Annotated in this window: 25 protein-coding genes; 5 read left to right on the top strand and 20 right to left on the bottom strand. The window is 35.2% G+C overall.

What is annotated here, in order from left to right; genetic code table 11:
• Window positions 1-3 precede the first annotated feature (3 nt).
• Entirely contained in the window at window positions 4-723 is a 720-nt protein-coding gene (locus tag PQ963_00320; protein MEN4028116.1) for a hypothetical protein, read from the bottom strand.
• A 379-nt stretch (window positions 724-1,102) separates the two neighbouring features.
• On the opposite strand from PQ963_00320, the gene PQ963_00315 reads away from it, so the two are divergent.
• Entirely contained in the window at window positions 1,103-2,422 is a 1,320-nt protein-coding gene (locus PQ963_00315; GenBank protein ID MEN4028115.1) for a prephenate dehydrogenase, read from the top strand.
• 253 nt (window positions 2,423-2,675) lie between these two features.
• Window positions 2,676-4,859 carry a CDC48 family AAA ATPase gene (locus PQ963_00310; protein ID MEN4028114.1) on the top strand — a complete coding sequence of 728 codons (2,184 nt, stop codon included), beginning with the start codon at window positions 2,676-2,678 and terminating at the stop codon, window positions 4,857-4,859.
• A gap of 16 nt (window positions 4,860-4,875) precedes the next feature.
• Here PQ963_00310 and PQ963_00305 read toward each other — a convergent pair whose 3' ends face one another.
• Window positions 4,876-5,343: a hypothetical protein gene (locus tag PQ963_00305; GenBank protein MEN4028113.1), complete on the bottom strand. Its 468-nt coding sequence runs from the start codon at window positions 5,341-5,343 to the stop codon at window positions 4,876-4,878.
• A 325-nt stretch (window positions 5,344-5,668) separates the two neighbouring features.
• Between PQ963_00305 and PQ963_00300 the strand changes: the two genes are divergently transcribed.
• Both PQ963_00300 and PQ963_00295 read left to right on the top strand, forming a co-directional pair.
• On the top strand, window positions 5,669-6,670 hold the full coding sequence (locus tag PQ963_00300) for a flippase-like domain-containing protein (protein ID MEN4028112.1): 1,002 nt from the start codon (window positions 5,669-5,671) through the stop codon (window positions 6,668-6,670).
• A 126-nt stretch (window positions 6,671-6,796) separates the two neighbouring features.
• Window positions 6,797-7,183 carry a PepSY domain-containing protein gene (locus PQ963_00295; GenBank protein ID MEN4028111.1) on the top strand — a complete coding sequence of 129 codons (387 nt, stop codon included), beginning with the start codon at window positions 6,797-6,799 and terminating at the stop codon, window positions 7,181-7,183.
• 103 nt (window positions 7,184-7,286) lie between these two features.
• On the opposite strand, the gene pdxS is transcribed toward PQ963_00295, so the two are convergent.
• From pdxS to PQ963_00205, 18 genes are all read right to left on the bottom strand, one after another.
• Window positions 7,287-8,168 carry a pyridoxal 5'-phosphate synthase lyase subunit PdxS gene (gene pdxS / locus PQ963_00290; protein MEN4028110.1) on the bottom strand — a complete coding sequence of 294 codons (882 nt, stop codon included), beginning with the start codon at window positions 8,166-8,168 and terminating at the stop codon, window positions 7,287-7,289.
• A 192-nt stretch (window positions 8,169-8,360) separates the two neighbouring features.
• On the bottom strand, window positions 8,361-9,494 hold the full coding sequence (locus PQ963_00285) for a tetratricopeptide repeat protein (GenBank protein ID MEN4028109.1): 1,134 nt from the start codon (window positions 9,492-9,494) through the stop codon (window positions 8,361-8,363).
• Between the two features lie 23 nt (window positions 9,495-9,517).
• Entirely contained in the window at window positions 9,518-10,201 is a 684-nt protein-coding gene (locus tag PQ963_00280) for an anaerobic ribonucleoside-triphosphate reductase activating protein (GenBank protein ID MEN4028108.1), read from the bottom strand.
• Window positions 10,202-10,234: 33 nt separating this feature from the next.
• Window positions 10,235-11,332: a histidinol-phosphate transaminase gene (hisC, locus tag PQ963_00275; GenBank protein ID MEN4028107.1), complete on the bottom strand. Its 1,098-nt coding sequence runs from the start codon at window positions 11,330-11,332 to the stop codon at window positions 10,235-10,237.
• 46 nt (window positions 11,333-11,378) lie between these two features.
• Entirely contained in the window at window positions 11,379-11,858 is a 480-nt protein-coding gene (locus PQ963_00270; protein MEN4028106.1) for a gamma carbonic anhydrase family protein, read from the bottom strand.
• 18 nt (window positions 11,859-11,876) lie between these two features.
• Window positions 11,877-13,154: a sugar phosphate nucleotidyltransferase gene (locus tag PQ963_00265; GenBank protein MEN4028105.1), complete on the bottom strand. Its 1,278-nt coding sequence runs from the start codon at window positions 13,152-13,154 to the stop codon at window positions 11,877-11,879.
• The gene (glmM, locus tag PQ963_00260; protein MEN4028104.1) at window positions 13,151-14,512 is read right to left on the bottom strand and encodes a phosphoglucosamine mutase; all 1,362 of its coding nucleotides are present in this window, start codon (window positions 14,510-14,512) and stop codon (window positions 13,151-13,153) included. The genes PQ963_00265 and glmM overlap by 4 nt, the downstream gene beginning before the upstream one ends.
• Window position 14,513: 1 nt before the next feature.
• Window positions 14,514-15,749 carry a 2,3-bisphosphoglycerate-independent phosphoglycerate mutase gene (locus PQ963_00255; GenBank protein MEN4028103.1) on the bottom strand — a complete coding sequence of 412 codons (1,236 nt, stop codon included), beginning with the start codon at window positions 15,747-15,749 and terminating at the stop codon, window positions 14,514-14,516.
• 73 nt (window positions 15,750-15,822) lie between these two features.
• A complete protein-coding gene (locus PQ963_00250) occupies window positions 15,823-16,491 on the bottom strand; it encodes a TIGR00297 family protein (GenBank protein ID MEN4028102.1) in 669 nt (222 codons plus the stop codon).
• Window positions 16,492-16,527: 36 nt separating this feature from the next.
• A complete protein-coding gene (locus tag PQ963_00245; protein ID MEN4028101.1) occupies window positions 16,528-17,115 on the bottom strand; it encodes a 30S ribosomal protein S3ae in 588 nt (195 codons plus the stop codon).
• Between the two features lie 305 nt (window positions 17,116-17,420).
• Window positions 17,421-17,753 carry a NifB/NifX family molybdenum-iron cluster-binding protein gene (locus PQ963_00240; GenBank protein ID MEN4028100.1) on the bottom strand — a complete coding sequence of 111 codons (333 nt, stop codon included), beginning with the start codon at window positions 17,751-17,753 and terminating at the stop codon, window positions 17,421-17,423.
• Window positions 17,754-17,850: 97 nt separating this feature from the next.
• Complete coding sequence (locus PQ963_00235; GenBank protein MEN4028099.1) at window positions 17,851-18,417, bottom strand: flavodoxin family protein; 567 nt, start codon at window positions 18,415-18,417, stop codon at window positions 17,851-17,853.
• 364 nt (window positions 18,418-18,781) lie between these two features.
• The gene (gene pstA, locus PQ963_00230; protein ID MEN4028098.1) at window positions 18,782-19,594 is read right to left on the bottom strand and encodes a phosphate ABC transporter permease PstA; all 813 of its coding nucleotides are present in this window, start codon (window positions 19,592-19,594) and stop codon (window positions 18,782-18,784) included.
• Window positions 19,595-19,686: 92 nt separating this feature from the next.
• Window positions 19,687-20,559: a phosphate ABC transporter permease subunit PstC gene (gene pstC, locus PQ963_00225; GenBank protein ID MEN4028097.1), complete on the bottom strand. Its 873-nt coding sequence runs from the start codon at window positions 20,557-20,559 to the stop codon at window positions 19,687-19,689.
• A gap of 138 nt (window positions 20,560-20,697) precedes the next feature.
• Window positions 20,698-21,513, bottom strand: a complete 816-nt coding sequence (locus PQ963_00220; GenBank protein MEN4028096.1) for a phosphate ABC transporter substrate-binding protein — start codon at window positions 21,511-21,513, stop codon at window positions 20,698-20,700.
• Between the two features lie 216 nt (window positions 21,514-21,729).
• Entirely contained in the window at window positions 21,730-22,437 is a 708-nt protein-coding gene (locus tag PQ963_00215) for a DUF116 domain-containing protein (protein ID MEN4028095.1), read from the bottom strand.
• Between the two features lie 82 nt (window positions 22,438-22,519).
• Entirely contained in the window at window positions 22,520-22,996 is a 477-nt protein-coding gene (locus PQ963_00210) for a hypothetical protein (GenBank protein ID MEN4028094.1), read from the bottom strand.
• The gene (locus PQ963_00205; GenBank protein ID MEN4028093.1) at window positions 22,963-23,118 is read right to left on the bottom strand and encodes a hypothetical protein; all 156 of its coding nucleotides are present in this window, start codon (window positions 23,116-23,118) and stop codon (window positions 22,963-22,965) included. The genes PQ963_00210 and PQ963_00205 overlap by 34 nt, the downstream gene beginning before the upstream one ends.
• A 185-nt stretch (window positions 23,119-23,303) precedes the next feature.
• On the opposite strand from PQ963_00205, the gene PQ963_00200 reads away from it, so the two are divergent.
• A complete protein-coding gene (locus PQ963_00200; protein MEN4028092.1) occupies window positions 23,304-25,418 on the top strand; it encodes a VWA domain-containing protein in 2,115 nt (704 codons plus the stop codon).
• The last annotated feature ends 26 nt before the right edge of the window (window positions 25,419-25,444 follow it).

Genomic DNA, 25,444 nt, shown 5'->3' with positions numbered 1-25,444 from the left:
TATTTATTTTAACACATAAATAGTAATAATGCCTATGAATGCTATTATTAAGGTTATAATGATTAATTTCCCATAACCATTAATATTTTTTGTGATAAGTGGTTTATGTTTACGTTTTTCTTTTATATAGGAAAGCAAGCGGTTTTCTCTTTCCATTATATCTTCCATAACCATTTTTTCTTTGTATATATCATTTTTAATATTATTTTCTTCTATTAAACCCCATAGTGACCATTCATTGTCTCTAACTTCTATTATTTTTCTTTGATCGATATTATTCAGGATCATTTCCTGTTTTTGAACATTTTCATACAGTTTTTCCAGAAATTTCATGCGTTCTTCTGCATTAATCCCAATTATATCCACTATTTGCTGCAGTTCTCTGTATTCATCGTAATATTCATCTTTAAGCTCATCAATAACAAATTCATAATCTGAATTGCTGTATTTTGACTTAGATTTACTGGAAGAACTTGAAATTCCTGTTTTTCTTATATGATCAATGTTTTCAACGTATTCTAAGGGACTTCCACATTCACACCTGTTAAAGTCTTCTGGAGATTCATTTTCTTTTAGTTTATAATATCCAGAACAGGTGTTACAAATAAGATAGCCTCTGTTTTTCTTTTTATTCTTATTTTTGTCATATACTCTTTTTAGTTCGTCTATTTTATCTGCCGGAGTTTCTCCATAAAATTTTTGAATTTTTTTCTCCAAATCCACTAAAATACCACCATTTTTCAAGGTTTTTAAAAATTAAGTTAATTAAAGATCAATTTGAATAAGGAGAATTTTTCACTAAATTTTCCTTTATGCCATTTGAATGTATATATACTAATTAAATATAAGTATATCTCCTGTTTCATTAATAAATAATGGCTTTGTAGAATTCTGTAATATCAGTATTAAAAAAGAGTTTTCAGATGAAAATCAAAGCAAAAGTGATAGATTAAGGAGCAAAGAAACCAGGTTGTAAAACATCCGTTAAACAATACAGGTACTTTAAACGCTTATCTATCAAAGTTTAAAAAGATTTCTACAGGGATTATTTTTATATATTGAATAAAAATATAAAAATAGGCTTATATTATTTTATAAAGACATGGGAGAAATTTCTCTGAAAATTGCAGTGATTGGCGGAACGCGTGGATTAGGCAAATGGATTGCCAGATTTCTAAAAAATAGAAATTTCAATGTTATTATAACTGGGAGAGACAAAATAACTGGTAATAAAGTATCTAAAAAGCTTGGAGTTGAATATACCTCCAGTAATGAGGAAGCAGTTTCCAGTGCAGATATTGTAATTTTATCGGTTCCAATAAATGCAGTTTCTTATGTAGTTCCTCAAATCAGCCCATTTTTAAAAAAAAGCAGTCTTCTTATGGATGTTACATCTGTTAAGGAAAAACCTTCCCAAATAATGCATAGATATGCTCCAGAAGGAGTTGAAATAATCCCCACCCATCCATTGTTCGGGCCCAGAATAAGGTCTCTTGATGGTCAGGTTGTAGTTTTAACTCCTGATTCAAGGGGAGAATGGTTTGAGAAGGTCTATAAATTCCTTGAAAATGAAAACGCACGCTTGGTTATCACTTCTCCTCAAAATCATGATAAAATGATGAGTGTGGTGCAGGGACTTACTCATTTTGCATATATTGGTATTGCTGCAACCATTGAAAGGCTTAATATTGATGTTAAAGAATCAAGAAAATTTGCAAGTCCGGTCTATGGACTGATGGTGGATATGATTGCCCGTATAGTTGCTCAAAACCCATATCTATATTATTCAATACAGACTGAAAACAGGTACATAAAAAAGACACATGAAACCTTTATTTCTGTTTACAAGGAGCTCAGTAACATGATATTAAATAGAGACCAGGAGGGTTTTGTGCATCTTATGGGATCTGCAGCCAAGCATCTGGACGACCTTGAAGCTGCCCTTGGAAGGTCTGATAAGGCAATATCTGCTCTAAGTGAGGAGATAAGAATTCTTAAAAATTCCACTGGAAACGAAGTTGGTTTAAAACATATTTACTCTGGAAAAGTCCATATTGGGATTTTAAAAGATATAAATCCAGATTTCGTGACTTTAATCCAGAATAAAAAGAAAATAATGCTTAAATTGTCTAACGTGGAAGTTTTAAGTGATTCTGAACTTTATAAATGGAAAGTTGAAAACTATCCACGAAAATCATACCATATTTCAGCGGTATTTCCAGAAAACTGTAATCCTGAAATCATAGTAGATACTGTAAAGGGCCTGGACGACGTGGTTGATGTATCTTTAATTGGAACTTATCAGGGACCCCAGATACCTGATGGAAAAATAAGTATCACCCTCAAATGCGAATTTATAAACAAAAAAGCCATATTCCAGGTTGAAAATCTTTTAAAAGGATTCGGGGCTTCAATACGCTGATAATTTATTTTATAAATTTTATTTTAAACATTTTTTGGATTCAATGAATTTAGAAAACCTTAATTAGTTTTATTTATAAAAATAAAAAGTACTAAATTAAGTTAAGTTCATGTGAAAACCTCAAAAATCGAAATATTTATATGTAATGTTTTCCAAGTTATTATAGTAACTCAAGTTTACTAAAACATTGTTGTTGATTAAAATTACTTTTAACTAAAATAAATCATTCTAATAAGATATAACGGGGGTAAAGATGACCAATAAAGAAATGAAATTGAAAGTTGCAGAAGCATTTTCACAGTCAGATGTAGGAAGGTCAATAGCCAGGATAGACCCGGCATGCATGGAAAAATTAGATCTCCTTGATGGAGATATAATAGAAATAGAAGGAAACAAATTAACTGCAGCAACAGTCGCATCATCCCAATCAGACATAGGATTGGGCATTATAAGGATTGACGGCTACATAAGAAAGAATACAGGAGCTTCAATAGGTGATGAAGTAACAGTAAGGCATGCAAAAGTTAAAGAAGCTCAGAAGGTAACTTTAGCACCTGTTGATCAACAAATAATGGTCAAAGGTGACCTAAGAGGGGCGTTTGCAGGTAGAGTTCTCTCGAAAGGAGATATAATCATATCTGGATTCAGGCAGCCCACACCATCAATGAGAAGCAGCCTCTTCAATGAATTTTTCGCTGACATGGCTCCAATGGGGGAAATTAAACTTGCAGTAGTTTCAACAAAGCCTGCAGGAATAGTAAAAGTCACACAAATGACTGATGTTGAAGTACAGCCAAATCCAGTAGATGTTTCCAAGCTTGAAGGTGTAAAAAATCTGGTGGATGTTACTTATGAAGATATAGGCGGTCTTAAAGAGGAGGTGAAAAAAGTAAGGGAAATGATAGAAATCCCTCTTAAAAGACCAGAACTTTTCGAAAGACTTGGAATTTCACCCCCTAAAGGCGTATTAATGCACGGACCTCCAGGAACAGGTAAAACACTTCTTGCAAAGGCAGTTGCAAACGAAAGCGATGCTCATTTCATTGCAATTAACGGTCCTGAAATAATGAGCAAATATGTTGGAGGCTCAGAAGAAAGATTAAGAGAATTCTTTGAAGAAGCAGAAGAAAATGCACCTTCAATCATATTTATTGATGAAATCGACGCTATTGCACCAAAAAGAGAAGAAGTATCTGGAGAAGTGGAACGTAGAATCGTAGCACAGCTTTTAACTCTCATGGATGGTCTTAAATCAAGAGGACAGGTCGTTGTTATTGGAGCAACTAACCGGCCTGATGCACTTGATCAGGCACTTAGACGGCCTGGAAGATTTGACAGGGAAATTGAAATCGGAGTTCCAGATAAAGATGGTAGATATGAGGTACTTCAAATTCACACAAGGGGGATGCCTCTTGATGAAAAGGTTGATTTAGACGAAATTGCAGAGGTTACTCATGGATTTGTAGGGGCAGATCTGGAAGCTTTAGCTAAAGAATCTGCAATGCGAGTGTTAAGGAGGATATTACCCGATATCAAGGCAGATGAGGAAATTCCAAAGGAAATACTCCAGAAAATGATCGTTAAAAAATCAGACTTTAAAGAGGCTTTAAAAGAAATTCAGCCATCAGCACTTCGTGAAGTGCTTGTACAGGTTCCGGACATTAAATGGGATGATATCGGTGGTCTTGAAAAGGCAAAACAGGAATTAAAAGAAGCTGTGGAATGGCCTTTAAAGTATCCTGAAAACTTCGAGAAATTTGGAGTTAGACCACCTAAAGGAGTGCTCATTTACGGCCCTCCTGGAACCGGTAAAACATTGCTTGCAAAGGCAGTTGCTAACGAGAGTGATTCAAACTTCATAGCAGTAAAAGGTCCTGAACTCTTATCAAAATGGGTTGGAGAATCTGAAAAGGGAGTTAGGGAAGTATTCAGAAAAGCAAGACAAACGGCGCCAACTGTGATTTTCTTTGATGAAATAGACTCTATTGCATCTACAAGGAGTGGTGGAAGTTCAGATTCAGGAGTTACCCAGAGGGTGGTTAACCAGCTTTTAACTGAAATCGATGGAATGGAAGAACTCCAGGATGTTGCAGTTATTGCAGCGACAAACAGAGTTGATATCATTGATCCAGCATTACTACGACCTGGAAGATTTGACAGGCACGTTAAAGTTGACGATCCAGATGAAGAATCACGAATGGAAATATTCAAAGTTCACACAGGGAAGATGCCCCTTGCAGATGATGTGGACTTAAAATACCTTGCTAAAAATACTGAAGGCTATGTAGGTGCAGATATTGAAGCAGTTTGCCGTGAAGCAGTAATGTTAACACTTAGAGACAATATAGAAGCTGAAAATGTTGAAATGAAATATTTCAAAAAGGCTATGAAAAAAGTGAAAGCAGAAGAAAAGATAGATTTAGTACATTATCACTAAATAAACTTGGAAGTTGTTAATAGCTTCCATCTTGTTTTTTTCTGGTTACTTTAGTATATTTTGGAATGGAATAGGTCTCTAAAACTTCATTTTTGATGTATTTTTCAAGATCTTCAATTTGCCCAAGATAATCATCTACCATTTCCACAATTTCTCTGTAGGGAATCAGGCTTTTTTCACGTTCATATATCAATTTTTTTCTTTTTTGAGCTGGAGAAAGTTTTTTTCCAATCCTAAAAAAACCAAGTATTTTAGGCCTTTCGATTATTGACTCGTCAAGATACATATTTCTAATTGTCCTCATGTCCCTCGTGATCTCGCGTCTTAAGGCTAAAACTTCACTTTTTAAACGTTTTAATTTTACCAGTGAAGACCTTGCTTCAAAATCAGTTGATAAATTAATTTCTGATTCATCAAGATACATTTCCTGAAGTTCCAGATAGTACTCTTCAGGCTCTCTGATTATATCTTCACTTTCTGCCATATTAAATAAATTAATAATGCATTCTATATATAGATTGCCTGTTTTAACAGTTATTTAATAAGTTAAGAGTCTAAATTAGTAATTAAACCCTTAATTAGATATTATACTGGAACTGGATACTTAATATTAAGATCAGATTACATAGGAATGGTTTCACCCTTATTTTTTGGATTTAGAAATCCTGTAAGTTGATGGGATTAAATACTAAGTTAACCAAAAAGATGCATATAAAAATTTAAATTGCAGAGAGGATATAGTAATTTTAAAAATACATTTTTAAAGCAGTGATTCGAACTTTTTAATCATCGAAGTGGAGTTAAACATTTTGAGATCTATTTATATCTTTATCCTGGGGTTAGCACTTTTAGTGGTTCTTGTTTTATGGATAGGGCCTGTAAATTTATATTATACCATTAAAGATATCAATAAAACATATTTTGCAGCTGCAATCCTTGTTTATCTTTCAGCCATCTTTGTAAAATCAATCAGGTGGGGTTTTATTGTAAATAAACCCTACGAATTTAAAGATAATTTTGTTGTAAGGACCATCGGACTTTTAGGTAGCAATTTAAGTCCTATGAGGGCAGGCGGGATAGCTTTAACTGCCATTGCCGGTAAAAAGATAAATAAAATAAGTTTACACCAGGGTTTATCTGCAGGATTAACAGAAAGATTTGCTGATTTAATAATAGTTGGATTTTTACTGGTTTTATCTGCTGCATTTATGGAAAAAATTCGTGTGATTGCCTTAATTGGCGCAGGTTTAATGTTTATTACCCTAATTGCTATTTATCTTCTAAACTGGAAAGAAGGCTCTGGTTTATGGTTATATGATAAAATACACCATGTTTTATCAAAATTACCAGTTAAAGACCGTTATCTGGAAAAGTTATACTATAAAGTGATTAATGGACTAAAAGGAATGGTTAATTATACAAGGTCTTACAGCAACAGCAAAAATATGTCGTTTATTTTAATATTAACTGTTATTTCATGGATTTTAGAATGTTCACGCCTTTTACTTGTTTTTTATGCATTTAATATAGATATTGGACTGGTTACTGTAATCATCATATTACTGCTTGCTAATATTACCGGAGTTGTAACTGCACTTCCCGGCGGTATCGGCGCGGTTGAAATTTCTTTAACTGGCTTATGCATGTTTTTTGGAATTCCAGAAAGTACAAGTGCAGGCATTGCTATTTTGGATAGATTCATATCTTTCTGGCTCATTAACATGATGGGAATTATTTTTTCGCTATTTTATGCAAAAGGAATTTTAGGAGACTTAAAAGGATACCTTTCTACAATTCAAACTTCTAAATAATTCAGTTGAAAATATTTAAGGATGAAAACTGAAGAAAGAGGTGAGGGGCTGCCGAATGAATTGAACACCTTATAAGTGATTGGTGCAGCGGCTAAAATTAAAAAAGTTTATTAGAGATGGCTACTAATGGATATTCAAAGAAAAGGAGAAATTAATATGAAAAATAAATCAGCTATAGGCCTTATAGCAGTCTTGATTTTAATTGTAGGAGTTTCTGGATGCGTTGAGGATACACAGAACGCTACGAATACTGGGAATCAGACATTACAACAAAATACATCTGGAAACAATGCTACAAACAACACTGATGTAAAAATATCTTCTGAAGAGGCCAAAAATATAGCTAAAAAGTATATAAACCAGTCTGGAGCAACACCTGGCGAGCCAATGCTTAAAACAGAGGGAAAAAAAGTTTATATTGTACCTGTAATGTTGAATGATAATATTGCAGGCCAGATAATTATAGATGCCAAAACAGGTGAAAATTTAGGTGGTTCCGGGGGAGCGCCGTAATTAAAGGTACTGGACATGAATTGTGCAGGACATGCACCTTATAATTTCAGTGCGTGCTATAAAATTTTGAATATAAAAAAAAAGAAAATGAGGTAATTTGAATTTACCATCCTCTGGACTGCAGCCTTTCTTCTTCTGGAATCTGGCTTATTTCAAGACCGGGCATTGCTTTTCCAAGATTTCTGGAGACATTTGCCAGTATTTCCGCATCTTCATAGTTAGCGGTTGCTTCTGTTATTGCCTTTGCAACGACTTCAGGTTTTTCTGACTTGAATATTCCAGATCCAACAAAAACACCATCTGCTCCAAGCTGCATCATTAGCGCGGCGTCTGCAGGTGTTGCAACTCCTCCTGCAGCAAAATTTACAACAGGTAGTTTTCCTAATTCAGCAGTTTGCTTTACAAGTTCGTAAGGAGCTTCTATTTTTCTTGAAACCCCCCAAAGCTCTTCTTCTGTTTTATTTTGAATTTCTCTAATGGTTCCCTGTATCTTTCTCATGTGTCTTACAGCTTCAACTACATTTCCAGTTCCAGCTTCTCCTTTGGTCCTTATCATAGCAGCACCTTCGTCTATTCTTCTTAGTGCTTCTCCCAGGTTTCTTGCACCGCATACAAAGGGAATGGTGAATTTCTTTTTATCAACATGGTATTTTTCATCTGCAGGAGTTAAAACTTCACTTTCATCGATCATATCCACTCCAAGAGATTCCAGTATCTGTGCTTCTACAAAATGACCTATTCTAATTTTTGCCATGACCGGTATTGAAACTGCATCCATTATTTCAATAACCTTTGAAGGATCTGCCATCCTTGCAACCCCTCCTGCAGCTCTTATGTCTGCTGGAACCTTTTCAAGGGCCATTACTGCTACAGCACCTGAATTTTCTGCAATTTCTGCCTGTTCTGCATTTACAACGTCCATTATGACTCCTCCTTTAGTCATTTTGGCAAATCCTTTTTTTAAAACTTCTGTTCCATGTAACATATAATTCCTCCAAATAATTTATGAAATATCATAATGTCAAAAATCAATATGTAAATCCATATTTAATATGATATAACAATTGTTATATTATAAACCTTTCTGTATGGTTCTACTTTGATTTTAAATATTAAATAGTTTGATGAAATAAAATTTAAACCTCCATGGTAATATATAGAAAGTGTACTATAAAACTTAATAATTCTCCAAACACTCATCCTTTAAAACCCGGGCATCCTCATTTTCAGGATTTTCAACTAATGCTCTGCTAAAGCATTCCGCTGCCTTTTCAAATTCTCCCAATTCCATCAGGGCCACCCCTCTATTACTTAAAAATATATCATTTCCAGGGTTCAGTTTTAAAGCCTCACTGTAACATTCTACAGCTTCTTTAAATCTTCCAAGTTCTAAAAGAGCATTTCCTTTACGATTCCATGTGGATGCATCAGGTGCTTTATCAAGACAGAGCTCCAGAGATTTATCGTAAGATTTTAGCGCTTCTTCAGTTATTTGAAGCTCGCTTAAAACATTTCCGCGCGCATTCCATACCTCAGGATTTTCAGGATCTAACTTCAAAACTTCATCATAACACTTCAGGGAATCTTCAAGTTTTCCAAGCATTTCTAAAATGAGTCCTCTCCAGTATAGAACAACTACATTGCTTTTATTCAACTTAAGAGCCTTTGTATTACATTTTAAAGCCTCTTCTGGTTTATTGGAGTACAGAAGTGCTGTTGCTTTATTGTTCCAGATAAATTCATTTTCAGGATTTATTTTTAAAGCTTTATTGTAATTTTCAATTGCTTCATCAAATCTGCCAAGCCTGGTCAGATTATCTCCTTTTTTATTTAGAAGATAAACATCTTCAGGGTTAAATTTCAGCGCTGCAGTGTAACACATTACAGAATCACTGTACCTACCTGAATCAAATAATATATCTGCCCTTTTAGTTATCATCACTTGTTCATCAATTTTTTCGCCTTCCCATTCTTCAACAGAGTATTTTTTAAATTTTATTATCTGGAATAAAGAATCATCATCAGTATTATCGGGATACATTTTCCTGAATTCTTTTTCAAGTTCTGCAGCATTTTTGTATCCTTCTTCCATTGCAAGCTGGTTGTCTTTGATGATATCTTTAAATTTAACTGTCTTCACACTGGTTACTTCTGCTTCAAAGAGTTTTTCGCGTTCTTTGGAAACTAAATTCCAGTAGCAATGCAGGCGATCTCCAGGAGATAAGGGCTTTTTCCACAGTTTTCGTATTGTTGTAATCTTTTTTCCAGTTATAAGTTCAAGATGACTGCTTCCAAATAATAATATGGGCATTTTAACCTCCATTCATTAAAATATCATTTGATCACTTCTTCCCCAAATTCTGCTGTTTTTATTTTCACCTTTCCTTGAAATGGTTTTATCATTTTTGCTATTTTTTTAAGTTCATCCCTTGATGGAACCGGGGTGCCGTATAACTTTTCGTCAAGTACAATCTTATCCCGGAATTGTTGCAGCGTATACATATCAGCAGTTACATTCTTTGCAATTTCAATTACATCTTCAGTTTCCAGTAAATAGGGCACATAAGTTGTTCTGCATTCAAGGTAAACACCTGCTTTTATACAGGTTTCCATGCTTTTTTTTACCTCTTCTCCAATGGAAGAACCAATAATTTCTCTGTATTTATCGAAGGGAGCTTTAACATCCAGTGCCACATAATCCAGTAATCTTATGATTTTTTCAAGTCTTAAAGGAAAGCATCCATTTGTATCAAGCTTGGTTTTTAACCCCTTCTTTTTGCAGAATTTAAAAATTTTTTCGATATCTTCATGTTGTATAAGTGGCTCTCCACCAGTTATTACAACACTATCTATAAAATCCAGTGAATTTTCAATTTCTTCTGTAATTTCTGCAATTTCTACTAATTTTCCACCGTCTATTATTTCCGGGTTATGGCAGTAGGGACATTTTAAAGTGCATCCTCCAGTAAATATAACAAGAGAGATTTTTTCTGGATATTCCAGGGAGGATGTAATCATTTCACTTATTATCACTTATACCGCCTGAAAAACTTATCCAATTAAATCATCCAATACTTCAATAAAACGTTTATCTTCTTTTAGTGTACCTGTACTCACCCTTATCCAGTACTCATCCAGCCCCTTAAAGGAGTTACAGTTTCTTACTATAATTCCCCTCTTTAAAAGCATATCTTCAAATTCATAGGAATTCATTCCAGTTTTTCTAACATCAACAAGAAGATAATTCGCTTTGGAAGGATAAACATCAAGTTTATTAAATTTTGACATGTTTTCATAGAGATATTCTCTGCTTTCTATTCCTGTTTCAATGGATTTTTTAATATAATCTTCATCATCCAGCGTTGCAAGTGCTGCTACGTATGAAAGCTTTGTCAAACTGAAAACTGGTTTTACGCGGTGCATATACTCAATAAACTCTGGATTGGAGATAGCATAACCTATCCTCATCCCTGCAAGTCCAAAAACCTTTGAAAAGGTTCGAAGTATTAATAAATTATCATAGTTTTCAAGTAAATCTATATTATTAACTTCTCCAAACTCGAAATATGCCTCATCAACAACAACAAGTACATCTGTGCTTTCAAGCACTTTTTTAATATCTTCTTTATCTATTAAGCCACCGGTGGGATTATTGGGAGTGCATAAAAAGATTATTTTTGTTTTTGAAGATAAGGCATCTAAAACTGACTGCACATCAAGTTTATTTTCTTCTACATCCCATCTGGCATAGACTGGAACTGCACCCTGGATTTTTAATATGAATTCATAATACATGTAAGAGGGAATGGGAACTATAAACTCATCTCCTGGCTCTATCAGTGTTTTTCCAAGGACATCGAGAATTTCATCAGCCCCATCCCCACCTATAATTATATTGGAAGCTTGAACACCAGCATATTTTGCTATTTTATTTTTTAAATATTCTAAATTAGATTCAGGATACTGGTGTATTGATTCAGCAGTTTTAATTATGGCATCCACTGCTTTTTTTGATGGACCCAATGGATTTTCATTTGATCCAAGTTTTATTATATCGTTTTTGTTAATACCATATTTATCTGCTATTTCATCAATTGACCTGCCCGGAACGTAAGGATCAAGCTTTTTTATGATTTTTTTCACTTTCACCATGATTTCACTTTCTTTACTTTAAGATTACATGGAAATATTATTTTTATTTTTCCCTCTGTGATATGTTTTTATATTTAAGTGCGTTCTCTTTAATACTGTTTATTTCTTCATTATTCAGTTTTTTTACAGCTTTTGCAGGAATCCCTAATATTAAACTCCCTTCTTCAAACTCTTTTCCTTCTGTAACCACTGCTCCAGCTCCTACAATACTGTTTTTACCAATTTTTGCACCGTTTAAAACTGTAGAATTAATCCCAATTAAGGTATTATCACCAATTTCACATCCATGCAGCACAGCTGCATGTCCTACTGAAACGTAATCTCCAAGTATAACTGGAAATGAAGAAGAATCTGAATGAATAACACAGTTATCCTGAATATTGGAGCATTTTCCAATTTTTATAGGGCTTATATCTCCCCTGATAACAGCATTATACCATACTGAACTGTCTTCATCTATTTCAACGTTTCCTATTATCTGTGCGCCTTCAAATATTTTAACAGTTTTTTTCATAAATATCACTTTAAAAGAATAATTAAGCTATTTATTATTATATTTTATGGTTTTATACTCCTGTTTTACAAGAATTAAGGTATTTGAAGGTATGTCCTCATAAATTATAGTTCCAGAACCAACCGCCGAGTTTATACCCACCTTTACTCCGGGATTGAAACTTGAATTAATTCCTGTTTTTACATTATCGCCAAGTACTGCTCCCAGCTTTCTTGTGCCGCAGTCACATCTTTCCCCTTTAACGTTCATTTTAACGTTCTTATTATCAAACCGTAAATTTGCAATGTTTGTACCTGCAGCAATATTACAATTAGCACCTATAATTGAATCTCCTACATAGGAAAGGTGATTAACGTTAGTTCCATCCATTATGATAGAATTTTTAATTTCAACAGCATTTCCAACATTTACATTATTTCCAAGATAAGAATATTTCCTTAAATAAGAATTAGGACCTATATCACACCCTTCACCAATAAAAACCGGGCCGAAGATGTATGTTCCAGAACGGATGATGCTATTTTTTCCAAGGATTAAAGGGCCGTGTATGGTAACTCCTTCCTCGATTTCTCCAAGGATTTTCTCTTTTCTTCCAGTTAAAAAGTGTTCATTTACATCCAGAAGTTCCCATGGGCGTCCTATGTCTATCCATTTATCCTTGGATTTTAAGCCTATAACCTTCTTATCTTCCTTTATCTGGATTTTAAGAGAATCTGTTATTTCATATTCCCCTCTTTCTGACTTCTCTGTTTTACTGATAGCTTCAAAGATGGTTTTATTAAATACATAAATTCCTGCATTTATGAGCTTACTTGGAGCTTCTTCTGGCGATGGTTTTTCAACAATATTCTTTATTATGTTCCCTTCTATTTCCACAACACCAAATGAGGAGGGATCTTCAACTTCGCTAAGCATTAGAAGTGATGAAGCATCTTCAGACTCATAATTAGCAATTAAATCCACAATAAGTCGCGGATCAACTATTATATCTCCATTTAAAACTATAAATTCATCATCAACTGCGCTGTGCACTGATTTTATTGCATGAGCTGTTCCAAGCCTCTCCTTTTGAACAACATAACTTATGTTTACTCCAAATGAAGTCCCATTTCCAAAATAGTCCTCAATGGTTTCTTTCTTATACCCTACCACCATTATAATATCTTTAATTCCTGCGTCCCTTAATGCTTCCACACTATACTGAAGTATGGGCTTTCCACCTACCTGGAGCATGGTCTTTGGCCGGGTTAAGGTCAGGGGACGCATTCTGGTGCTTTCACCTGCAGTAAGGATCACTCCTTTCATAAAATCCCCTCAATGAATTCTCTGGAAATATTTCTGATTTCTCTGGCCTTTTCCATGGTTATACTTTCTAAGGTAATTCTAATATATGATTCTGTACCGGAAGGCCGTATTAAAACCCAGCTACCATCATTCATAGAAATTCTAACCCCATCAATAAAATTAACATCGTTTACATCTTCAAAACAGTCAGGAAGTTCTTCCTTAACCTTTTCCATTATTAATGTTTTCTGGATGTTTTCACATTCTATTTTATCTCTTACAGTTGGATAGCTTGGTATTTCATCTAAAAGTTTAGAAAGTGGTCCATTTTTTTCAATAATTTCAATTACTTTAAGTGCAGAAAGTATACCGTCCGGACACATGCAAAAATAGGGATGTAACCATGTTCCGGAGGGTTCTCCACCAAAAGAGGCATTAGTTTCTACTATTACTTCTGCAACGTGCACATCACCGACTTTGGTTCTTACAACTTCTCCGCCTTCTTTTTCCAGGCATTTATCAATGCAAAAAGATGCATCTACAGTGGTTACTACTTTTCCACCAATTTTACTGGATACAAGTGCTAAGAGTTTGTCAAAATCAGCCATTTTCCCATTATCATCTACTGCCACCATTCTATCGGCATCTCCATCGTGTGCAATCCCAATATTTGCTCCTGTTGCTTTTACCACTTTCATGAGTTCTGACAGGTTGGCTTCAGATGGTTCAGGATATCTACCCGGGAAAAATCCATCTGGTTGACAGTTTAAAGTTATAACCTCCAGACCGGCCTTTCTTAAGACCATTGGAGAAATATATGAACCTGCACCATTTCCACAGTCAACGATAACCTTTAAATTTCCTTTGATATCAACATTGTCCAGTAGATCATTAACATAATCAGAAATAACACTGCTGTTATCCTTAATTTTCCCTATATCTTCCCAGGGCACCTTATAAAAGCTTTTTTCGTGGATAATTTTCTCTATTGTTCTTTCCTGGTCCTGGGTATAAGCCATGCCTGTGGGGTTCCAGAGTTTAATTCCATTGTAGGGGGAAGGGTTATGGGAGGCGGTTATCATAATTCCTAAATCAGCTTTTAGTTTCCCAGCTGCATATCCAACGACAGGTGTTGGAACCATTCCAAGCTGGATTACGTCACACCCACACTGTAAGATGCCTGCTGTAATTGCATTTTCTACCATTCTATTTGAAGTCCTTGAATCGTATCCTACGACGATTTTATGCCCTTTACCTCCAACATATGTTGCCACAGCCATACCAAGTTCAGTTATTAATTTCAGTGTAATTTCATTACCTATTTTTCCTCTGATACCGGATGTACCAAAGAGCCTGGGGATGGGGATCATATCATCCATTTTATGCACCAAATTTTTCAGATTTATTCATCAGATCTGTTAAGATGTTCATTACATCACAACCCCTTATTCTACAGAGGCCTCCAGCTGTTACAGCCCTTTCATTAAATTCATTTACATTATCTACCCTTACTTCTGGTCCTTTTATTACAATAGGGACTGGATCACCTGTATGATCCCCAACTGAAATAGGGGTTGAATGGTCTGCGGTTAAAATGAAATAAATATCTTCTATTTCCATTATTCTGCCAATTACGGCATCAGTCCTTTCGATGAAGTTCACTTTTTCTAAAACCTGTCCATCATGACCTGCTTCGTCTGCCCCATCTATATTAATAAGAATAAAATCATAATCGCTGCCCATAGCTACATCTAAAATGCTTTGTGTGATATTTTCAAGGTTTGTGTCAATTCCTCCGGTTGCACCTTCAACATTGATTAGATCCATACCTGCTATTTTTCCAATTCCCTTTATAAGGCCTGTTTCTGCTATACATGCTGCTTTAAGTCCATATTTCTCATTAAATGAAGTGAAGTTTGGAACTGCTCCCACTCCCCTTGGAAGTATGATATTGGCTGGATTTTTGTTCTCTTCAATTCGCTTAAGATTAACTGGATGATTATTCAGTATTTCATGGGATTTTTCAACGAATTTATTGAGTATTTCGGCGGTTTTTGTTGCTTCTTTTGAATCATCTAATGGAACAACTTTTTTTGGAGGTTTTCCGTTATGTTTGGGGTCAGCGTCAGATATGTTATCAGATAATCCTTCTCCTCGAAGTACAAGCACTGCCCGGTGTCCTGTGGATTCTTTGAATATTACATCCACTTCTTCAAAGCCTTCTAATTTCAATGAATTTATGGATTCAGCAAGCTTATCTGTGCCTTCTCTAATTCTACCTGCTCTTCTATCTGTAACTATTCCATTTTCATCTACAGTGGAAAAGTTACATCTAAACGCTATATCGCCAGCTTTAACAGCCACACCTACTCCTGCAGCTTCAAATGGGCCCCTGCCAGTATATGCCTCATATGGATTGTATCCAAGTATTGAAATGTGGGATGTGTCACTTCCAGCCCTTATTCCAGGACTTATTGGATCCATGATTCCAGTTATCCCCATTTTCGCTAATTTATCCATATTGGGTGTTTTAGCAGATTCAAGAGGAGTTTTATATCCGAGCTCTTTTAAGGGACGATCTGACATCCCATCTATTATCATTATGATTCCCTTCACTATCATCACCTGTTTACAAGCCATTATTATGAATTATATTACTTATAATATTTCTTTTATATACAATTATTCTTTAAACTATTAAAATTCCTAAAATGGCCCCTGCAACCGTGGCAAAAAGATTAACATGTTCATTTGTAATATAATTTCTTGACTCAAGAACTGCTCCCAGAATACTGTCAATAAAACACCCTAATGTACCTGCTATTATGGCTATTTTCAGTGCATTAAACGGATCATCAGCTATTCCTAAAAAATAAGCACATGCCCCTATTATTCCAGCACCGATTATTCCTGCTGCAGTTCCAACTGGAGAAACTCCGCCATCTGTTCCTGGAGGGACTTTTTTAAAATCAGTTATAAGTCGGGGATGTTTATCCACAACCCCTATTTCACTTGCAAGTGTATCTGCCGTTGCTACTGCAATAGAACCAATAAAACCAGCGTAATTTCCAAATGCTGCCATTATAAAAGGAACTATACCGTTTGAAATCACATTTTTCACGCTTCTTGTTCCTTCATAAACGCCGATTTCTTTTTTGTATTCGTGGCGATATTTTGTGGAAACCAGACCCAGAAGCAGAAAAGCAAATATTAAAAGAAGCCAGTTGATTCCAGCTGTAAAAATAATTATTATACCCATGATGATCATGAAAATGGATCCAAATAGATCAAGGGCCTTTCTAACATACGTTAAAAGTCCTATGATCAAAACAAGGATTAGATATTCCAGATTAATCATTTAACTCCCATCATGAGTGTTTTTAAAGTAGTTGAACTATTCAGGTTCTTCAATTACCTGAGTTTTAATTATTTCAACTCTTTTTAACGGGTATATTTTCTTTGTTTCGTGGTATATTGTGGAAGCCATTTTTCCAGATACCACGCCTTCAACAAGTTCCTGGAAAGTTTTTCCATCGGCTAATTCCTGTATAAGTCTGCCCATTGTCTCTCTGATAAGTTTTTGCTGTGAAGATTTTGCCCTTTTAACTGTAACAGTAATTATATGGACGTTGACCCTGTAACCTTCCTTTGTGATTACATCAGAGATTGAATCTATTCTACTTGTACCCCTTCTTATCATGCTTCTAACATAATCTGTTGTAACATTATGTCCCATGAATTTTGTATTTGCAACATCACCGGCAACGTTATTTATCTGGAAATGGAGTTTAATGTACTGTTTAGAGAAGTCACCGGTCAATTCTCTCATTGATGATTCAACACCTCTTTTTAAGAGCATATCCGGGTCTCTTGCAGGGGTGGTTCCTATTTCAGCATCTCCAAAATCTGTGGGAGTCATAATCTTATACCATTGTTTTTCTTTCCACGTATCTCGTACTCTTCTACGTCTTGCTTTAGCCATAATATCACCTTTAATTTTATTTAACGAATTGCTTTTTTAAAGCCTGCTTAGCATTTTTCCTTATTTTTATCAAACATGTTAAAAAGAACTTTTACAGTAAATCAGGAGTTGATAGTTTAGGTAAAAATCACTTATTATACAATCTCATTCATAGTTTATAAATTTATGGAAATCAGGTAAACTTATTAAATCAGGTTTCACAGTACTGATTTATGTTTATTTAATATTTTAAAAATCCGCCCAAAGGTATATTCTACTATTGTTACTGTCCTATTTATACTTTGAAGTTGCAATTTTATTTTTCCTCAAAAATTTAATGGTTTCTTCATGAATTTGTAATGACTCACATACCTTTCAATAACCTCTTCAACTGTACCTTCATCTTCTACAAGCTTAATACCTGCATTTTTAAGGCCAATTTTACCTTTAAGCCCTGCCTGAGCACAAATAACAACTTCACAGTCTTTAACAGCATCCAGTGATTTCTGCCACTGATGCCTTTCGCCTTTAATCTTCTTTGAATCTCTTTTTTCAATAAAAACCATGTTTTCTTCGTCAAATTTATAAATCATGAATCCTTGCGCTTTACCAAAATGATCTACATCTTTACTATTAGACGTTGCTACAGCTATTTTCATATCCATCACTTGATTTAATGTGTACTTAATTGTTCAAATAGTTTTGTAATTATGTCCTTTACTCAAAAATAGAAATATTAAATGAATTTAAGCATATTTAACTTATTTTTTTAATTAAAGTGGCAACATTATATCCAAATTTTCTTACAGTCTCCATCCCCTCATCATCATCCTGCACTTCCCCCTGGGCATGACCAAAGACCATATTCCAGTAAGTGGAACCTGGAACAATCATATCGTTAATAAAAAAGAACATTAACATTTCCTGAATCGTAGAAGTGTGCCCTCCCCTTCTTGCAACTGCTATGGGGCCACCTACTTTCCATGATAAGAAATTATCGTTAGATCGAGACACCATACCTATTCTCTGCATTGCTGACATTATATCTCCACGTGCAGTTCCAAAATAAACTGGTGAACCTACTATAAATCCTTCAGCTCCCCTTATTTTTGATATGATTTCGTTCAGTCCATCATCAAGGCTGCATTCATTTAACTCCCTGCATATACCACATGCAATGCATGATCTGATGTTTTTTCCAGCAAAAGAGACTATTTCAACTTCTAAACCTTCGTCTTCTATCACTTTAGCACATTCTTCAAGGACCTGGTAAGTATTTCCGCTTGGCCTTGGACTTGCAGACAACATAATAACCTTTTTCATTAAATCAACTCCATGTACCAGAAGAAGTTAATGCCTTTCCTAATTCTGTCAGAAACTCCAGCACATCTTCATGGAACTCTTTTTTTCCATGTATCAATTTAAGTGATAATGGTTATTATTTTTTATCATTTCAATTGAAGTAAGCATACATTTGAAAGAAATTACGCCCTTCATTAGTTCTAACTTTTAAAATAGCCAGATTTTTCAAAGTCAAGATGGAAGATATTTTCATTTACAACGATTAAATTAATAGAATTCAAAAAGGGAGATTTATGAACATTTATCAGAAGATGATTATGGTTAGTTTGGACTTTAGTGTTTCCTCGAAAAAGACACTAAATGAACGCTTTCAATTGCTTCCATTTTATCGCCCCATCATTTTTCTAACCTGTTTTTCAACCATCACGTTAGTAACAATAGTTATTATAAGTACTATAGTAACAAGAACTGCTGCAGTTCCAAAAGCATTTTCAAGAGATATACCTTCAGTTGCCATTATATAAAGATGAAAAGGTAATGGTCTTGCAGGATCAAAAATCGATATTGGAACTCTTGTCGATGCACCTACCGTATACATAATAGCTGCAGTTTCTGCAATAGCTCTTACCATCCCCAGGATCACACCAGTAGCAATTCCTGGAATTGCAGCAGGTAACACAACCCTGTATACTGTCTGCCATTTAGTAGCTCCCAGTGCAAGGCTTCCCTCTCTATAATATTGAGGAACTGCTTCGATAGAAACTTCAGAGGCATGTATTATCATTGGAAGGGCCATAATAGCTAATACAAGTCCTCCTGACAATACGCTGAATCCAAACCCAAGGAAGATGACAAAAAATGCTAACCCAAAGAGACCTAATACTATTGATGGAATAGATGCAAGTGTTTCAGTAGTAAATCTTATGGCTTTAAGTATTTTGCTATCATGACCAGCATATTCTGCTATATAAATTCCAGCTCCAACACCCAGTGGAACTGCAACGAGGACAGCAATGAGAGCTACATAAATGGTTGAAACTATCATGGGAAATATACCCCCAGCCCTACCAGCGTCAAGGGGTCTATTAAGCAGAAATTCCAGATTTATAACTGGTGATCCCATTATAATTATATAGCCAGTAACAGCCAGTAATATGAGAATTGCAAGAATTCCTGCCCACCAGAATACTCCTTTCATTATCTTTTGAGCATTTTTTGGTGATATAAGTTTAAAATTTAAATTTAATTTCTTCCGTGGAACTTTTTTAATACCTTCTATTCTTGATGACATTAAAGGTAGCCCCCACCAATAATAACTCGCTTTCTATAATAAACGTAATTGGCTATAGCCAGAAGAAGCAATATCAAGAAGAACAGGATTATGCCTGTTGCAAAAAGAGCACTGTAATGTATTTCTGTTGCGTAACCCATTTCAAGTGCTATATTAGCTGTTAAAGCCCTTGCTGGATCAAGAATTGAATCTGGAACAAGTGCAACATTCCCTGCAACCATAACTATCATAGTTTCTCCAATTCCTTGTGCTAATCCCAGGAGAATTCCAGTTAAAATTCCAGGTAGTGCTGCAGGGAAAATAACGTTTTTAATAGTTTGCCAGTTAGTTGCTCCAAGCGCAAGGGACGCTTCTTTATATTCCAGGGGAATGGATTTTATAGCATCTTCTGATAAACTGGTTATTGTTGGAAGAATCATAACAGTTAAAATTATGGATGCTGCAAGAATACTGAATCCTGTACCTCCAAACTGCTCCCTTATAAATGGGACAATGATTGTAATCCCAAAAAATCCATATACTACAGAAGGAACACCTGCTAAAGCCTGTAATGCAGGCTTTAAAATCATTCTCATTTGGCGGGGCGCAATTTCAGCTAAAAATATGGCACAGCATAGAGATAGGGGAACTGCCATGAGTAAAGATAGCCCTGTTATGTACAGAGACCCTATTATCATAGGTAAAGCGCCAAAATAGCCTCTTAAAGGTGACCATTCAGTTCCAAACATAAAGCTAAAAACCCCAACGTTAATAACTGCAGGAAGGCCTTCTCTAAAAATAAAAAAAATTATAAAAAGGATTATGATGCTTGCTGATGTTGCAGCTATGAGTAATGATTTTTCCACAAAAATTTCTTCCAGTTTCTTATACATTTGAATACCTCATGAAATTATAAAACATCTTGCTTTAGGTGATAAACATGATGATATAATTTAATGATTGCAAATTAAGCTTTTTGAATTAAAATAATTTAAAAAGAATTCCAAAAGAGGTTAGTGGTTAAAACCCACTTAGCCTACAGGTACTAACCCTTCATCTTTTATTATTGTCTGTCCTTCAGGACCTAAGACCCAGTCGATAAATGCTTTAACAGCGCCTGTTGGTTCACCTCTGGTTAAAAACAAAAATGGTCTCTGTATTTCGTAAGTACCATCTAATACTGTTTCTGGTGATGGTGTCACACCACCGACGCTTAAAGCTTTAACATCTGGAGTTAGATAGGCTAAGGACGCATAGCCTATTGCATTTGGATCATGTCTTACAGCTTCCATTACAGATCCAGTTGAACCCTGCACTATAGCACCAGGTTTAATTGACTCATCATCCATTACGATATCTTCGAATGCTCCTCTTGTACCAGAACCTTCTTCTCTGGTTACAACATTGATTGTTGCATCAGCTCCACCCACTTCTCTCCAGTTTGTGATCTCACCTAAATATATACCTCTGATCTGCTCTTTAGTTAGATCACTTACATTGTTTTCAGGGTGTACTATGGTAGCAATTCCATCCCTTCCAATAACAGTCCAGTTCAGTCCTGGCTTTTCCTCTTCTTTAAGATCTCTGGAAGCTGTACCAATGTCTGCAGTACCATCCTTGGCACTCTTAATACCTTCACCCGTACCAGGGCCAGCAGTGTGGATGGTTATATAGGGGTTCTTTTGCATATATGCTTCAGCTAACCTTTCTGCTGTTGGGTGTACAGATGTTGAACCCACCACATTTATTGTTTCTGGTTGTGGGCGGCCTATACCTGCAAATACGATGACAGATCCGATTATTACTATTATTACTATTATTATTCCAACTATGTATTTTGAATCCATGTGTTTCACCTCTTATGTGTTTCATCTTTCTAATTAATATTATCATAAATACAAATATTTAAATATTACTATTTGTGCAGAAGTTTACACAATAAGTGAACTTTTAAGCCGCATGATTGAAGTGGAAAACTTCAATTACCAGAGTAGAGCCTAATAGGCTAACCACCAGAGGTTATTTAAACTTGCAGTTGCAATGGAGGACATCCTTTATTAAAATTAAAGTAGTTTACGTGATAGACGTTCTTTACTGCATGTAACATTACTTTGAGGAATTTTAGTATTTTGAGGGAGTTCAATTCCCATTTTATCAAGAACAGCCCTTGTATCAACCTTTGTACAGACACATCCATCTTTTAAAAGAGGCACACCCTGACAGTGGAAATCTGAAAGTTTCATCATGGCCAGATTCAGATCCTGATAGCATGCAACGCCTAAAACGGCTTTAAATTTATTTTCTTTGGATATTTTCTTTAAAAAGGTTGATCCAGGTATAATAAATACATCGTATCCTCTATCTTCTGCCTTTTCTTTTAAAACACCTATTACACACCGATTACAGTGAGTACAGTGAAGACCAGTCATATTCAGTTTGGCCTCGCATTTCGGGTTTCTTAAACAGTGGGGGAGTATTAAAACCTTATCCTTATCATCAATTTGTTTAAATGACTTTTCATTGACCTTATTTCTAACTTCAACACCAATTTGATCCACTATTTTTTCATCTACTCCCACATTACCGGCGAATTTTTTGAAAAGTCCGTAAAATACATCTATAGTAAATAGGAGCAGCCGGGGGAAAATAAGTTTTTCCTGCCTTATAAGAACCTTTCCAAGAATAAGTGTAACAGATAGCAGGATTAATATTAAAATACCTGCAATAAAAACTATTTGTCCAAAAATTTGATAAAATTCATAAACCCACATGGTAGATACCCTTAAGTTTTTTCATGTTTATTAAACTAACCCATCTAAACAGGTTAAAATAAGGCAATGCAGTTTAGCCCTATTAAAATTTTTCAATTTTAAACTTCTTAACTGAGCCTAAAATGTCGACACCTTTTTCTGTTGCTGTTATTTCGGTACCTGAGAGATCCTCACATGCACATAAAATATCCTGCTCAGGATGGGTGCCTGGAACTATATTACAGTTTAAACGAATGTGATCTCCTGTAGCAACCACCATAGGTAACCTTGATGAAGTTGGGTGGTTTTCTGGAAGGACAGTAATTGGAAAATTCATATCTTTAAGCAGATAAAGCAAACTCTTGATTCCTTTTTCTGCTTTTTTTCCCTTACAGAATGCAGAAACCACTATTAAATCTTCACCTTCAAGAAATACAACTATTTCTTCTTTATCAGGCATTCCTATAAATATCTGCTTTTTTCTGCCAGATTTGATGATGCCCAGTTCGCCAGAACTTCCAATTAAAAATAATATTTGATCCTTATCTATTCTAAGGCTTCTACGTTCTCTGACTGGCATGCTGGACATATTACTCTTTTTCCAAGCCCCTTAAATTCGTTTCCACAATCCAGGCACCTGTATCTTCTGGTTTTAAGCTTTTTCATTTTAATATCTGCCATTGGGCCTCCAACAGTACACATTTATTACCACCGTTTTTCATTATGTTGAACATTTTATTTATTATTTGTTATGAATGATTTTTCTAAAATTTCTAAATTATTATCATTTGTAGTTCCACATAATATTATTAACAGTATATATAATTATGGACAAATTTTATATATACAACCAGATTTATCTTAAATTATTTAAGAGCACTAAAACGGTGAAATCATTGAAAAATCTTATTTTTCCATTTTCAGCAATTGTTGGTCAGGAAAACATTAAAAAAGCACTTATATTAAATGCAATTAATCCCGGTATTGGTGGAGTGCTCATTAAAGGAGACAAGGGTACTGGTAAAACCACAGCAGTCAGGGCTCTCGCTGACCTCTTACCCTCCATTAAAGTGGTAAAAGGCTGTCCATTTAACTGCGATCCTGAGGATAAAGGTTCACTTTGCGATTCTTGTATATCTGAAGACATGAAGATAGAAAAGAAGAAAATGCGCGTTGTGGAGCTTCCTCTGGGTTCAACTGAAGACCGTGTTCTTGGATCAATAAATATTGAAAAAGCACTTAAAGAAGGTATTAAAGCCTTAGAGCCAGGTATTCTTGCTGAAGCTAATAGAAATATACTCTATATTGACGAAATAAACCTTCTGGATGATAACATCGTCGATGTCCTGCTGGACGCTGCTGCCTATGGCATAAATGTTGTAGAAAGAGAAGGAATCTCCCTATCCCATCCATCACGGTTCATACTTGTTGGAACCATGAATCCTGCTGAAGGTGAGCTTAGACCACAGCTTTCAGATAGAATTGGCCTGCATATTGTCGCACACAGCATTATGGACATAAAAGACCGTGTTGAAATAATGGCACGAAGGGAAGAGTTTGAAAGTGATCCTGAAGCATTTGCAGACAAATTCAAGGAAGAACAGCAGAAAATTCTTGAAAACATTTTAAGTGCAAGGAAACTTCTTAAAAATATAAATGTATCTTCTGAAATTATGAAAGCAATAGCACACGTAAGCGTTAATATAGGAGTTGATGGTCATAGGGCAGATATTGCCATATTAAAAACAGCAAAAACTATTGCAGCTTACAATAAACACGTTGAAGTTACTTATGATGACTTGGAAGAGGCAATGTTACTTGTTCTTGGTGAAAGACTTCCTAAAACATTTGACCAAAATAAAATTAAACAAATGATGGAAAAAGCGATTTCTGACACTGCTGAAGAAGAAAAGGATCAAAGCGGAGAAGAACAACAGGATAATACAAAAGGAGAATCAACACCTTCAGATGAAGATCAAAAAAGCGACGGTGATGAAGATCAATCAGGAGGTAATGGAGATAACAATGAAAACGGTGATTTAACTCCTGAAGAAACCCCAGAAGAAAAAGAAGATGATGAAAAAGAAAATAGAACTGTGAATATTTCTCCAGGACCTGCTGAACAGGGTGAAGATCAAAAAAAAGGAATGAAACTTCAAAGTAAGGAAGATGAAAAAGGCAGTGTTGATGCTGATAGCGAGAAGATTGACATAAAAAAGCTCCTTAAAATGAAAGGCGCAACTAAAAATCGTCTTTATGGAAAACGAGTTGATTCTAAGACACAGAAAGGTAAATACATAAAAAGTAAATTTCCTAAAAATGGTAATCAGGATATAGCTATAGATGCAACTCTGCGGGCTGCTGCAATCAGATCAAATGGCAGAATTAAGGTTGAAAATGAGGATATACGCCAGAAAGTGAGAAAACACGGTTCAAGAGCTTCCATAGCACTTGTTGTTGATGTAAGCGGATCTATGTTTTCACAAAGGAAAGCAAATAAAGTTAAAGGGATTCTAAATCAATTAATTGACGATACTGCCAGACATAAGGATAGAATCAGTGTTATCGGGTTTAAAGGTCAGGGTGCAGAAGTTATTGTCCCTACAACGAGACGTGCAGTTTCATTTAAAGAGTATGTGGATAATATTAGAGTAGGTGGGACCACACCTCTTGCTTCTGGAATTGAAAAAGGTTTTGAAGTGCTTAAAAAAGAGAAAAGAAAGAGGGAATATGTTCCAATAATGATGATATTAACCGATGGAATGCCTAATGTGGGAATAAAGGAAGGCCCTACAAGAGATGCCATTAATGCTGCAAAAAACCTTAAAGAGAATGATATAACTACCATCGTTGTTAATTTTGAAAAATCTGTTAAATATGGTAGGAGCACCAACATGGAAATTGCCTTAGCATCAGGAGGGCGTTATTATGACCTTGAAGACATAAAAGATGCAAAAGAGGCTGTATCCCAGATAATAGAGTATGAAAGGTCTTTTTTTTAAAAGCATAAATTTTTAAATATGGAGCT

The sequence above is a fragment of the Methanobacterium sp. genome (assembly GCA_039666455.1).
Lineage (GTDB): Archaea > Methanobacteriota > Methanobacteria > Methanobacteriales > Methanobacteriaceae > Methanobacterium_D.
Note: the sequence above shows the minus strand (reverse complement) of the source record. Positions and strands in the feature narration are given on the sequence as shown.